The organism is Methylobacterium sp. NEAU K (assembly GCF_030700285.1).
Classification (GTDB): Bacteria; Pseudomonadota; Alphaproteobacteria; order Rhizobiales; family Beijerinckiaceae; genus Methylobacterium.
In genome coordinates, this window is sequence record NZ_JAUYZJ010000032.1 from 1 (window position 1) to 12,037 (window position 12,037).

Genomic DNA, 12,037 nt, shown 5'->3' on the forward strand with positions numbered 1-12,037 from the left:
TGACCTTGCCCCCTGTTTGCCCCCGTTCATAACCAGAGTCCGTTCTGGTTCTGGTCCTGTCGGGACCGGGCTGCAAACGCGTTCGGGGTGAGCCCGCCGAGGCTCGTGTGAGGGCGGCAGGTGTTACAGTCGACCCGCCAGGCCTCGATGATGGTCCGGGCCGCCGACAGGCTCCGGAACAGATGCTCGTTCAGGCACTCGTCGCGCAAGCGCCCATTCAAGCTCTCGACAAAACCGTTCTGCTGCGGCTTGCCGGGGGCGATGTAGTGCCACTCGACCGCACGCTCCTCCTGCCAGCGCAGGATGGCGTGCGAGGTCAGCTCGGTGCCATTGTCCGAGACGATCATCAGTGGCTTGCCCCGGCCAGCGATGATCCGGTCGAGTTCGCGCGCGACCCGCCGCCCGGACAGCGACGTGTCGACCACCAGCGCCAAGCACTCCCGGGTGCAGTCGTCGACCACGACGAGGATGCGGAAGCGCCGTCCATCGTCGAGCATGTCCGAGACGAAGTCGAGGCTCCAGCGCTGGTTCGGCTCCTGGGGCACGGCGGCCGGCGCTCGCGTGCCAAGGGCCCGTTTGCGACCACCACGCCTGCGCACCGACAGCCGCTCTTCCCGATAGAGGCGGAAGAGCTTCTTGTGGTTCAGCGTGAGGCCCTCCCGGCGCAGCAAGATCAGCAGACGCCGATAGCCGAAACGGCGGCGCTCGCCAGCCAGGCTGCGCAGGCGTGCCCGCACGGTCGCATCGTCGCCGCGGGTCGAGGCGTAGCGGTACGACTTCGGCTCCAGGCCGATCAGCCCACAGGCGCGACGCTGCGAGTAGCCCTTCTCCTCAATGGCCCAGCTCACGGCCGTTCTCCGTGCGCTGGGCGTCAGAAGTTTTTTCCCATCGCCTCGCGAAGCGTGGCCACGTCGAGCATCGCCTCGGCCAGGAGCTTCTTGAGCTTGCGGTTCTCCTCGTCGAGCGCCTTCAGACGGCGCGCGTCCGAGACTTCCATGCCGCCGAAACGCGAGCGCCACGTGTAGAAGGTCGCATCGCTGATGCCGTGGCGGCGACAGATCTCAGCCACTGGCAGCCCAGCCTGCTGCTCCTTCAGGATGCCGATGATCTGTTCTTCGCTGAACCGGCTCTTCTTCATCGTCCGTCTCCTCATCGACGGACCCTAGCTTCAGAACGAGGGCAGACCAGGGGGCAAGGTCAGCAGCACTGGTGCTTTGACCCGGTCACGAATTTTTCAACACAATCGGTTCAAAGCCGAATGTCCGCTCGCAGGCATCGGGCCAACAACCGCTCGTGACGCGAAACTGCTACGTCGTGGCTCGATAAGTTTTTTTCTCGTCATGATCAATCTGAATGCTATTGTGAGCGGCTTTTCGAATCACCCACTAAATTTCGAGAGAGTCTTTGTCGTTCCGCGGACGGACTGCAACCGAAGCCAATTCGATAGCAACGCGAGAAGTGAGCGACGCTTGAGAATCCGCTGGCCGTCGCGATCTCACTGATCTTGAGGGGGCTCTGGCGCAGGAGGCGCCGGGCATGGGTTAGGCGGATCGCTCGATATTGGGCCGAGAAGCTCAGGCCGCATTTGTCCAGGAACAGGCGATCGAGGTGACGCTCACTGATCGATGCAAGGCCGGCCATCGCGGAACGGCCGAGCGGCGCTTCCACGGTCTTCTCCATCGTCTCGATGACGAAGAGCAGGGTGGCATGGTGGACGCCGTAGCGTTCAGCCGTGGAGGCTCGCTGCGGATCGGCAGCGGCACCGATCGCCGTGTGAAGGAACCAATCCGAGACGCGCCGTGCGAACGCTTCCCCCATGCGCGCAGCGATGAGGGTATGGATCATATCCAGAGGCGCGACGCCGCCACCACAGGTGAGGCGAACTGGATCCACGACGTAGCGAGCGCGCGTGAGGGGGAGATCCGGGAACGCTTCGACCGTGGCGCCGGCGTATTCCCAGTGGATGGTGAACGGACGGTCCGCGAGGAGCCCCGCTGCGGCCAGGAGATAGGCGCCCCCCGAGATGCCTCCGATGCGGACACCGAACCGGGCGAGGCGCCGCAGCGCGGCGTGGATGGCCGGTCGATGCCAATCTGTCGGCTCACCGCCCGCGCAGACGAACACGGTGTGGAGGTCTCCGTGCTCGCGGGGCAACCCTTCGGTGGGGACCTCCACCCCGGACGAGGCGGCGACCCGACCCTCCGCCGTCTCGCCGAAGTAGCGCAGCCGGTAGAGATCGCGTCCGGCAAGCCGGTTGGCGGCCCGGAAGGGCTCGCAGGCCGAGGCGAACGACAGCAGAGCGAAACCGGGAACGAGAATGAAGCCGATCTCCTGCTGGAAGTCGCCGGGCGCCGAGCGGGTATCGCCGCGCCATTCCGCATCCGCTTGTCCCATACGGGCAAGAAAGCGTCCCTTGTGGGCAAACGCAACGGTCACGACCGGCCATCTTCGAGGTCGTTCGACGTCACCGTCAAAGGACGTTCACAGATGCCCGACCCCGACGCGCCCCGGCACGCCTTCCCGATCCGGGATGGGGGCTGCTATCGAGCTCCCCTGCGTGAGGCCGTCTGATGGTCGAACGGTTGGACGTCGCGGTGCTGGGTTTGGGCGCGATGGGAAGCGCTGCCCTCTATCAGTTGGCTCGTAGAGGCGCCGCGGTGATCGGACTCGATCGCTTCGTGCCGCCGCATGCCTTCGGGTCGAGCCACGGCGAGACGCGTATCACCCGCCAAGCGGTCGGCGAGGGGCGCGACTACGTTCCGTTCGTCACCGCCTCTCACCGCATCTGGCGCGAACTGGAGGCGCAGACGGGCGAGGCCTTGCTGAATGCCTGCGGCGCCCTCGTCATGGCCCCCGGTAACGGCATCTCCTCCCATCACGGCAAGCCGGACTTCGTCGGCCGTTCGATCGCCGCCGCGCAGGCGTCCGGGATCGTCCACGAGGTGCTCGACGGAGGCGAGGTCGGGCGCCGGTTCCCGCAATTCATGAACCTCGCCGGCGACGAGAAGGCCTACTACGAGCCCGATGGCGGATACGTGTTCCCGGAGCGCTGTGTCGCGGCGCAGCTGCGGCGCGCCGGCGAGTTGGGGGCCGAGACCAGAACGGGGTGCGAGGTGGTAGCGCTTCGGCAGGACGACGCCGGCGTCCATATCGAGACCGCGGACGGCGTGGTCCTGGCGGACCGCGCCGTCGTCACCGCGGGCGCCTGGACCGCCCCGCTTCTCGGCCGCCCGTTCGACAGGCTTCTCACGGTCCGGCGCCAGTTGCTGCATTGGTACGCCCTGGAGGATGATTCGGCTTACGGGCCGCGGGCGCCGGTCTTCATCTGGATGTACGGGACGGGGGACACGGACTACCTCTACGGCTTCCCGCCGATGCCGGGCTCTCGCTCCATCAAGGTCGCGACGGAGCAGTACAGCACCACCACCACCGCCGAGGCGGTCGAGCGCCGGATCGATCCGCTGGAGTCAGCCGAGATGTACCGGCTGCGCGTCAGAGGCCGGCTGGCCGGCGCGACCCCGGACGTCGTCCAGGCCGCGGCCTGCGTCTACACGGTGACCCCCGATCGTGGTTTCATCATCGACCGGCACCCGGAGATGGACCGCGTGCTCGTGGTCTCCGCCTGCTCCGGCCACGGCTTCAAGCACTCGGCCGGCATCGGCGAGGCGGTGGCCGCGGAGCTGGCCGGCGGCGGCGGTCTGGTCGACCTCGCCCCGTTTGCCCTCGCCCGCTTCTGCTGAAGCACCCGCTGATGGCTCGTCGATTGCTTCGAGCTGTGTCACATTCAGCCCCAAAGGACAGGACCGATCCGATGCGACAGACCATTCGCGCCATCACGACAGCCGGCGTGCTGGCCGCGCTTGCTGCGACGTCGACCCTGGCGACGCTCGGTCGGGCCGAGGCCGCCGACGGGGTCGAGGCGATCAAGCAGCGCGGGACGCTGATCGTCGGCGTGAAGGCGGACTACAAGCCGTTCGGCTTCCGCGATCCGAGCGGGGCGATCATCGGCCTCGAGCCCGACCTCGCGGCCGACCTCGCCAAGCGGCTCGGCGTGAAGCTCGAGCTGGTGCCTGTCGTCTCGGCGAACCGGATCGAGTTCCTGCAGCAGGGCAAGGTCGACCTGCTGATCGCCACGCTGTCGGACAAGCCCGAGCGGCGGCGCGTGGTGCAGGCCATCGACCCGCAATACTACTCGGACTTCGTCAACGTGCTCCTGCCCAAGACGTCGGGCATCACGGACTGGGCGCAGTTGAAGGGCAAGCCGCTCTGCGCGACCTCGGGAGCGTGGTACAACAAGGACGTCGCGCGGACCTATGGTCCGGAGATCGTCGCCTTCGACGGTTCCGAGAAGCCGCTCTTCGCACTCAAGCAGGGCAATTGTCTCGGCTACCTCTACGACCAGAGCATGCTCCAGGGTAAGCTCCTCGACGACGACTGGAAGGCCGGATACGCCCTGCCGCTCCAGGGCATCATGGATGCACCTTGGATGATGGCAGTGGCGCCAGGGAACACGTCGCTCCAGACGATGGTGGAGACCGCGACCAAAGACTGGATGAAGACCGGTCTAATCGTCGACGAGGAGAAGAAGTGGGGCATCGAGCCGACCACGTACTCGAAGGCGATGCACGAAAAATACAAGAACGCCACCAACTGATGCGCGTGCATCCAGTAACTTCGCGCGATCCGTCGCGGGGCGCGCGATGATCGAGGCCGTGCAGGGTTGGTTTCAGCGTCTCTACGAGACCACGGGCCTCAACTTCACGGTCTTTTATGACCCTTATGACTGGAACCGCTACATCGGCGGCCTGCGGATGACGCTGCTGCTCAGCGTCACCACCATCCTGGCGAGTCTCGTGATCGGCGCGGTGGGAGCGCTGCTGCAGAGCGGCCCGTCCCGCCTGCTGCGGGGGCTTGTCAACGGCTTCGTCGTGGTCTTCCGCAACACACCGCCCCTGGTACAGATCTTTTTCTTCTACTTCGGCCTCGGCACCCTGCTGCCGGCTTTGCGCACGGCGGACGGCCTGCGAATTCCGCTCCTCGACAACGTGCAATGGGCGATCCTCTCCCTCTCGCTGTTTGCGGGGGCATTCAACGTCGAGATCTTCCGCTCCGGCATCGAGGCGGTGCCGAGGACGACCGCCGAGGCCGCCGAGGCCCTCGGCTACACCCGGTTCAAGGCCTACCGCCACGTCGTCCTGCCGCTCGCGCTACGGGTCTGCCTGCCGGCGCTGAACAACAACCTGATCAACCTCCTGAAGACCACGACGCTCGCCTACGCCATCGCCGTCCCCGAGACTCTCTACGCGGTCAAGCAGATCTGGTCCGAGTCGCAGAACGTCCTCGAGATGATGCTCGTGTTGCTCGCCACCTATGCCGTCCTCGTCGGATTGCTCGTGTGGATTATGCATCGCTGGGAGCGGGCGCTGCGCATCCCGGGCTACGGCCGATGAGCGGGCCCGATCGTCCAGGCGGCCTGCCGGTCCTGCTGCCCTTCGTGGCCCCGCGCAGCGAGGCGCGGCTGCGCCCGGCCCATGCGTGGCTTCTCTGCGGCCTCGGTACGGTCGCGCTCCCGGCCTGGGCCCAGGCCGGGACGGCCTCGCTGCCGCCGCTGGAGGTGGTGCTCAAATGGGCGCCGCTTCTGCTCACGGGCTTCGCCTTCAACGTCGCGATCTCGCTGATGGCGATGCTCCTCGGCACGCTGGCCGGCACGGGGCTCGGACTCGCCATGCTCGCCGAGGGCGCGGTCCTGCGCCGCGTCGCCTGGGCCGTGACGCAGGTCTTCCGCAACGTGCCCTGGCTGGTACTGCTGTTCTTCGTGATGTTCCTGGTGCCGTTCCAGGTCACAGTCTTCGGCCTTCGCGTGCCGCTGCCCGACTGGGTCAAGGCGACGTTCGGGTTCAGTCTGCCGGTGATGGCCAACGTTGCCGAAATCGTCCGCGGAGCGGTGCGCTCCGTGCCGACGACGCAGTGGGAGGCTGCCGAATCCCTGGCCTTCACCCGCCGGCAGATCCTGTGGCGGATCATCCTGCCGCAATGCGCCAAGCGCATGCTGCCGCCCTGGATGAACGTCTACGCCCTGATCGCGATGGCGACCGTGCAGGCCTCGATCGTCGGGGTCACCGAGATGCTGACCCTTACCGCACAGGTCCACGCGGCCGAGGGGGGGAGGCCGGAGCTGTTCGCGCCGCTCTACGGCTTCGCCCTGCTATGCTTCTTCCTCTACTGCTACCCGATCGACCGGCTGACCGCTCGCCTAGAGCGGCGCTTCGAGACCCGCTGAACCGAGACCACCTGACCATGGCCGGCCCCCGACCTGAAGACTGGTCCCCCGATCAGCCGATCGTGCAGTTGATTGACGTGCACAAGTCTTTCGGTTCGTTCGAGGTGCTGAAGGGCATCAGCTTCGACGTGCGCAAGGGGGAGGTGGTCTGCATCATCGGGCCCTCGGGCTCGGGCAAGTCGACGCTGATCCGCTGCATCAACGCCCTCGTGCCGGTCACCGCGGGCACGATCCGCGTCGAGGGGATCGAGGTCGCCGACCCGAAGCTCGACAAACTGGCCCTGCGCCGCAAGGTCGGCATGGTATTCCAGCAGTACAACCTGTTCCCGCACAAGACCGCGCTCGCCAACGTGATGATGGCTCCGATCCACGTACTCGGGCAAGACCGTCGCGAGGTCGAGGTCCGGGCCCGCGCGCTGCTGGCCAAGGTGCGGCTGGCCGGCAAAGAGGATGCCTATCCCGGCGAGCTCTCCGGCGGCCAGCAGCAGCGTGTGGCCATCGCCCGCTCGCTCGCGATGCGGCCCGACGTGATGCTGTTCGACGAGGTCACCGCCGCCCTCGACCCGGAGACGGTCAAGGAGGTGCTGGTCACCATCCGCGAACTCGCCGAGGAAGGCATGACCTGCCTGCTCGTGACCCACGAGATGAACTTCGCCCGTGATGTGGCCGACCACATCTACTTCACCGACCGCGGCGTGATCGTCGAGCATGGGCCGCCAGCGACGTTCTTCGCGTCCGCGCAGGACGAGCGCACCCGCCGATTCCTCTCGCAAGTTCTCTGAAGCCCCATCGCGCCATTTGGCTGTCCGCTGGCGGCGACGTGATCCCTCCGATGCGCCGTCGGGACTTGGACTTGCCGCTTGGCTGCCCGCCGCATTGTCGACGACGATCGAGTGCCAGCGCCGGTTCTTCCAGAACTTGGCGGAGGCCGGACTACAATCACCCCATTGCAGCGTCCCGGGCCAATGACATTCGCTTCGGCTGGCGATGCGGAACGCTTTGACGACTGGAATGGGCACCCAGCGGAATGGCCGGGTTCACGCGGCAAGCCAGCCGCGGCTCCCGATGCGAAGCGGCACCGAGCAACGGCCCGGTTTGGTCGCCCTGACGCTGCAACGCCGGGAGCGCGAATGATGCACCCGTCTGCCGCCTCCAGGCTGCTCGTCAGAGCGTCCGACATCGGCAACGATGCGAAATTGAACGGCCCGTCAGGCCCCTTCCCGGTTAAGCCGAACGACGAGCTGATCGGCGAACTTGGCCGCGGCCACCGAGAGCGATCGCCCGCGCAGCTGAGCCAGAACCAGCGTCATGGGCGTGAGATCGCGGGTGTCGATCGGGCGGCTGCGCAGGCGCGGATCCTCCGGGATGCCGCTGGGGATCTGCAGGCTGATCACGTCCTCCCTCAGGGTGAGGTTTCGGAGGAATTCCAGCGAGCCCGACTCGACGACCGGCCGGAGCTCGACGCCGCGTCGGGCGAGCGCGTGCTCGATGTGGTGGCGGATGGCGAGCGAATGGTCGGGCAACGCCAGGGCGTGGGCGAGGCAGTCGCGCAGCCGGAGCGGCCCCGTCTCGGCCGCCAGCGCGTGGCCGGTGCGCATCAGCACGCACAGGGTCTGGTGGCCGGAATAGAGAGGGTGCAGCTCCGCCGAGGGCGGCGGCTGCAGGATCAGGGCGAGGTCCGCCTCGAAGGCCGCCAGCGCGGTCACGGCCTGCGCGTGGTCGCGGACCTGGACCGTGAAGCCGACCTGGGGAAACCGGGCGCGATAGGCCTCGACCTCCTCCGGCACCACCTGAGTGACGAAGGCTTGGCTGCAGGCGAGTGCTACATGCCCCCGCCGTACCCCCGACAGGTCGGCGATCTGCGAGCGGACACGGTCGAGATCCGCCATCTGATCGCGGATGTGCCGGGCGAACAATTCGCCGGCCGCGTTGAGCCGCATGCCCTGTGCGAGACGCTCGAAGATCGGCGTGCCGAGCTCGTATTCGAGGTCCTGGATCTGCCGGGTGAGGGCCGACGGCGTGATGTTCAGCCGCTCCGCCGCGCGCCGGATCGAGCCGGCGCGGGCGACCTCGGCGACGTAGGTGACCGTGCGCAGATGTTTCACGCCCGCATCCTGCGGTTCCGTTGCCTGAAATGCAACGGCATACTCAGAAAATAGCACTTCCTTGCAACAGACCCCGCTCATAGCTTCTTCAGCATCGGGACTCTGCAGGAACCGTTCGATGATCCGCCGCCGCACCCTTCTGGCCGGTCTCGGGGCCGGCCTTACCCTCGGACCCCTGTCCGGCGGCGCGCGCGCTCAGGGCGCGCCCGTGACGATCCGTATGGGGTCGCTCAAGCTGATCCACTCGATCGCGCCGAGCTTCTACGAGCGCTTCACCCCGGCGGGCGTGAAGGTGGAGGTGGTGCCGTTCGAGAGCCCGACCGAGTGCAAGAACGCCGTCGTGACCAAGTCGGTGGACTTCGGGACTTTCGGCATCGCCGCCGCGACGCTGGGGGCCGCCGCGGGCGAACCGCTCGTGGTCATCGCCTCCACCTGCAACCGCGGGATGGCGGTGATCGCCAGGAAGGATTCCGACATCCACGCCATCAAGGACCTACGCGGCAAGCGGGTCGCGATCTGGCCCGGCAGCACCCAGGAGGTCTTCGTCCTGGAGCGGATGCGCATGGAGGGCCTCTCCGTGAAGGACATCACCCCCGTGCGGGTCTCCTTCTCGGAGATGCACATCGCCCTCGCGCGCGGCGACGTCGACGCCTATGTCGGCGCCGAACCGGGCCCCGGCGTCAGCCTCGCATCGGGCGTGGGGCAACTCGTCGAATATCCCTACGGCACCGAGATGGGATCCCTGAACATGGTGTTCGGGGCCCACCGCGACACGCTGGCCGAGCGTCCCGACTTGGTCCGGACCATGCTGGAGATCCACCGCAAGGCCACGGACTTCGCGGCCGGCGACCGCGAGGCGATGATCGCCATGGCGGTGGCCAAGCTCGGCCAGAAGCGCGAGGCGCTGGAACGCTCGGCGCCGAATGTCGAGCTGACTTGGCGCCTGGGGCCGGACGAGGTCCGGCAGGCCGGCGCCTACGCGCAGCACATGCTCGCGCTCAAGCAGATCAAGCGCCTGCCTGAGCCCGGCTTCATCGACACCCGCTTCGTCGACGCGATGGGGCGAGCGTGAGCACCGGGATCGAGGCCGGCGCCCTGCCGGCGACGATGCCCGCGCCTGCCCGCAAGGCCGATCGGGCCGGCGTCGGGCTCGCCCGCCTGCGCCGATTGGCGCTGGCCTGCGTCGTGCCCGCGGCGCTGGTCGCTGTCTGGCAGTTTACCACCGCGGGCCGGCCCTACAGCCTGATCCCGCCGCCCGCCGAGGTCTGGGCCGAGCTGCGCGATCTCGCGGTCGGGGGCGTCAACGACGACGCGTTCAGCGGCACCCTGTGGACGCATCTCGCGGCCTCGCTCGGCCGCGTCTACGGCGGCTTCGCGCTGGCGGCCGCCGCCGCCCTGCCGCTTGGTCTGCTGATCGGCCGGGTCCCGCTCATCCGGGCGCTCCTCGATCCCGTCCTGCAGGTCCTGCGGCCCGTCCCGGTCACCGCGTGGCTGCCGCTGGCGATGATCCTGTTCGGCCTCGGGCCCCGCTCGGCCTTCTTCCTGGTCTTCCTCGGGGCGTTCTACCCGATCCTGGTCAACACCGTGTTCGGGGTGCGCTCTGTGGAGCCGCGGCTGTTCGAGGCGGCCGCGATGCTGGGATGCACCGGGGCCGCGCAGTTCCTCCGGGTGGTGCTGCCGGCCGCCCTGCCGTCGATCTTCACCGGCCTCCGGCTCGGGTTAGGCTTCGCCTGGGTGGTGATCGTGGTCGGCGAGATGACCGGCGTCCAGACCGGCCTCGGGGCGATCATCATGGAGGCGCGCCAGCTCTCGCGCACCGAGATCGTGATCTGCGGCATGGCGGTGATCGGGGTCGCGGGCTTCGTCTCCGACTGGCTGGTCATGCTGCTCGGCCGCCGGCTGCTCGCCTGGAGCCCGAACCATGGCTGACCCCACGATCCCGATCCTCGACATGCGCGCGGTCTCGAAGACCTATGCGGCGGGCGGGCGCAGGACCGAGGCGCTGCGCGAGGCGAACCTCACCGTCGAACGCGGGGAGTTCGTCTGCCTCCTCGGCGCCTCCGGCTGCGGGAAGTCGACGCTGCTGCGCGTGGCCGCCGGCTTCGAGGCGCCGAGTGCCGGCGAGGCACTGATGTGGGGCAAGCCCATTCTAGGTCCTGGGCCGAGCCGCGGCATGGTCTTCCAGGATTACGGCCTGTTCCCGTGGCTGACCGTGCGCGACAATATCGGCTTCGGCCCCAAGGCGCGTGGGCGGCCTTCCGCCGAGGTGCGCGACACCGCCGAGCGCTACATCGCCCTCGTCGGCCTCCAGGCCTTCGCTGACGCCTACCCGCACCAGCTCTCGGGCGGCATGAAGCAGCGCGTCGCCATCGCCCGCGTGCTCGCCAACGAGGCCGAGGTGGTGCTGATGGACGAGCCCTTCGGGGCACTGGACGCCATGACCCGCGAGCGCCTCCAGGACGAGCTCCTCGACCTCTGGTCCCGCACGGGGCTGACGATCCTGTTCGTGACCCACGCCATCGAGGAGGCGATCTTCCTGGCGGACCGCATCGTGATGATGTCGCCGGGCCCCGGCCGGATCGAGGCGGTGCACGCCGTCGATCTGCCGCGGCGGCGCGACGTGTCGAGCCCGGCCTTCAACGACCTGCGCCGGATGCTGGCCGCGCAGCTTCACAGCCACCACGCCCCGCGGGCGGCCGCCTGATGGACATCGCCTTCGACGATCCCCGGCGGCCCGAGAACCGCCTCGCCTACCGCGCCGCCGTCGACCGGCTGCCCCTGGCGCTGCCCGGCGGCAAGCACGTCGCCGTCTGGCCCGTGGTCAATGTCGAGCACTGGCTGATCGACCACCCCATGCCGCGCCAGATCCTGGTGCCGCCGACCGCCGCGAGCCTGCTGCCCGACCTGCCGAACTGGGCGTGGCACGAGTACGGCATGCGGGTGGGCTTCTGGCGCTTCCTCGAGGCGTTCGCCAGCCGCGGCATCCGCCCGACCCTGTCGATCAATGGCTCGGTCTGCACCGCCTATCCCCGCATCGCGTGCGCCGCACATGAAGCCGGCTGGGACTTCATGGCCCACGGATTCCACCAAGTCCCGACCCACCGGATCGAGGACCAGCCCGGGATGATCGCCCGCACGGTCGCGGCGATCGCGGACGTAACCGGGCGTCTGCCGCGCGGCTGGCTCGGGCCGGGCCTCACCGAGACCCTCGACACGCCCGACCTCCTGCATGAAGCGGGCATCGAGTACGTCGGCGACTTCGTGGTCGATGACCGCCCCTGCCGGGTGGCCACGCGCTCGGGACCCCTCGTGGCGCTGCCCTACTCGGTCGAGCTGAACGACATCCCGCTGCTGGCCATCCAGCATCACCGGGCCGACGAGTTCGTAGAACGGGCGCTCGCCAACCTCGACCGCCTCTCGGCCGAGGCGGCCGGCTCCGGCCCCCTCGGGGGCGCCAAAGTGATGAGCTTCGCGATCCATCCCTACATCACCGGCGTGCCGCACCGCATCGGCCTGCTCGAACGTCTGCTCGACGCACTCATGGCGCGCAGCGACGTGGTCTTCATGCAGGGCGGCGAGATCCTCGACTGGTATCGCGCGACCGGCGACGAGTCCTGACCAACGCGCCGGCCGCGCCGCCGTGATGCGGCCG

General features: G+C 68.2%; 12 protein-coding genes. 9 read left to right on the forward strand and 3 right to left on the reverse strand.

Translation table 11 applies throughout. The features are described 5' to 3' along the window. Positions 1 to 26: 26 nt before the first annotated feature. Positions 27 to 1,138, reverse strand: a protein-coding gene (locus tag Q8W67_RS21165; RefSeq protein WP_305549685.1) for an IS3 family transposase whose coding sequence is annotated in 2 segments (ribosomal slippage) — positions 27 to 889 and positions 889 to 1,138 — 1,113 coding nt in all. Because the reading frame shifts where the segments join, the coding sequence is not laid out codon by codon here. A gap of 218 nt (positions 1,139 to 1,356) precedes the next feature. Then, complete coding sequence (locus Q8W67_RS21170; RefSeq protein WP_305549799.1) at positions 1,357 to 2,394, reverse strand: GlxA family transcriptional regulator; 1,038 nt, start codon at positions 2,392 to 2,394, stop codon at positions 1,357 to 1,359. Positions 2,395 to 2,570: 176 nt separating this feature from the next. Here Q8W67_RS21170 and solA point away from each other — a divergent pair, with 176 nt between their 5' ends. The 5 genes from solA to Q8W67_RS21195 all read left to right on the forward strand — a co-directional run bounded on the left by solA (position 2,571) and on the right by Q8W67_RS21195 (position 7,062). After that, positions 2,571 to 3,740 (forward strand): N-methyl-L-tryptophan oxidase, encoded by a 1,170-nt coding sequence (gene solA / locus Q8W67_RS21175; protein ID WP_305549687.1) that lies wholly within the window; start codon positions 2,571 to 2,573, stop codon positions 3,738 to 3,740. Between the two features lie 71 nt (positions 3,741 to 3,811). Continuing rightward, complete coding sequence (locus Q8W67_RS21180) at positions 3,812 to 4,654, forward strand: transporter substrate-binding domain-containing protein (protein WP_305549689.1); 843 nt, start codon at positions 3,812 to 3,814, stop codon at positions 4,652 to 4,654. Positions 4,655 to 4,700: 46 nt separating this feature from the next. Beyond that, on the forward strand, positions 4,701 to 5,450 hold the full coding sequence (locus Q8W67_RS21185) for an amino acid ABC transporter permease (RefSeq protein WP_305549691.1): 750 nt from the start codon (positions 4,701 to 4,703) through the stop codon (positions 5,448 to 5,450). After that, complete coding sequence (locus Q8W67_RS21190) at positions 5,447 to 6,280, forward strand: amino acid ABC transporter permease (RefSeq protein WP_305549693.1); 834 nt, start codon at positions 5,447 to 5,449, stop codon at positions 6,278 to 6,280. The genes Q8W67_RS21185 and Q8W67_RS21190 overlap by 4 nt, the downstream gene beginning before the upstream one ends. Positions 6,281 to 6,297: 17 nt before the next feature. Beyond that, complete coding sequence (locus Q8W67_RS21195; protein WP_305549695.1) at positions 6,298 to 7,062, forward strand: amino acid ABC transporter ATP-binding protein; 765 nt, start codon at positions 6,298 to 6,300, stop codon at positions 7,060 to 7,062. A gap of 426 nt (positions 7,063 to 7,488) precedes the next feature. On the opposite strand, the gene Q8W67_RS21200 is transcribed toward Q8W67_RS21195, so the two are convergent. Beyond that, entirely contained in the window at positions 7,489 to 8,385 is an 897-nt protein-coding gene (locus Q8W67_RS21200; protein WP_305549697.1) for a LysR family transcriptional regulator, read from the reverse strand. Positions 8,386 to 8,503: 118 nt separating this feature from the next. Here Q8W67_RS21200 and Q8W67_RS21205 point away from each other — a divergent pair, with 118 nt between their 5' ends. The 4 genes from Q8W67_RS21205 to Q8W67_RS21220 are packed head-to-tail and all read left to right on the forward strand — an operon-like array spanning position 8,504 to position 12,003. Further along, on the forward strand, positions 8,504 to 9,457 hold the full coding sequence (locus Q8W67_RS21205; RefSeq protein WP_305549699.1) for an ABC transporter substrate-binding protein: 954 nt from the start codon (positions 8,504 to 8,506) through the stop codon (positions 9,455 to 9,457). Next, positions 9,454 to 10,314 carry an ABC transporter permease gene (locus Q8W67_RS21210; protein WP_305549701.1) on the forward strand — a complete coding sequence of 287 codons (861 nt, stop codon included), beginning with the start codon at positions 9,454 to 9,456 and terminating at the stop codon, positions 10,312 to 10,314. The genes Q8W67_RS21205 and Q8W67_RS21210 overlap by 4 nt, the downstream gene beginning before the upstream one ends. Further along, positions 10,307 to 11,089 carry an ABC transporter ATP-binding protein gene (locus tag Q8W67_RS21215; protein WP_305549703.1) on the forward strand — a complete coding sequence of 261 codons (783 nt, stop codon included), beginning with the start codon at positions 10,307 to 10,309 and terminating at the stop codon, positions 11,087 to 11,089. Before Q8W67_RS21210 ends, Q8W67_RS21215 begins: the two co-directional genes overlap by 8 nt. Then, positions 11,089 to 12,003, forward strand: coding sequence for a polysaccharide deacetylase family protein (locus Q8W67_RS21220; protein ID WP_305549705.1), 915 nt, complete (start codon positions 11,089 to 11,091; stop codon positions 12,001 to 12,003). Before Q8W67_RS21215 ends, Q8W67_RS21220 begins: the two co-directional genes overlap by 1 nt. Positions 12,004 to 12,037: the final 34 nt, after the last annotated feature.

Excerpts from the sequence above, each read along its gene's own strand:
- Q8W67_RS21190 (WP_305549693.1), top strand. The coding sequence starts at position 5,447 with ATGAGCGGGCCCGATCGTCCAGGCGGCCTGCCGGTCCTGCTGCCCTTC.
- Q8W67_RS21215 (WP_305549703.1), top strand. The coding sequence starts at position 10,307 with ATGGCTGACCCCACGATCCCGATCCTCGACATGCGCGCGGTCTCGAAG.
- Q8W67_RS21195 (WP_305549695.1), top strand. The coding sequence starts at position 6,298 with ATGGCCGGCCCCCGACCTGAAGACTGGTCCCCCGATCAGCCGATCGTG.
- Q8W67_RS21220 (WP_305549705.1), top strand. The coding sequence starts at position 11,089 with ATGGACATCGCCTTCGACGATCCCCGGCGGCCCGAGAACCGCCTCGCC.
- Q8W67_RS21185 (WP_305549691.1), top strand. The coding sequence starts at position 4,701 with ATGATCGAGGCCGTGCAGGGTTGGTTTCAGCGTCTCTACGAGACCACG.
- Q8W67_RS21205 (WP_305549699.1), top strand. The coding sequence starts at position 8,504 with ATGATCCGCCGCCGCACCCTTCTGGCCGGTCTCGGGGCCGGCCTTACC.
- solA (WP_305549687.1), top strand. The coding sequence starts at position 2,571 with ATGGTCGAACGGTTGGACGTCGCGGTGCTGGGTTTGGGCGCGATGGGA.
- Q8W67_RS21170 (WP_305549799.1), bottom strand. The coding sequence starts at position 2,394 with ATGGGACAAGCGGATGCGGAATGGCGCGGCGATACCCGCTCGGCGCCC.
- Q8W67_RS21180 (WP_305549689.1), top strand. The coding sequence starts at position 3,812 with ATGCGACAGACCATTCGCGCCATCACGACAGCCGGCGTGCTGGCCGCG.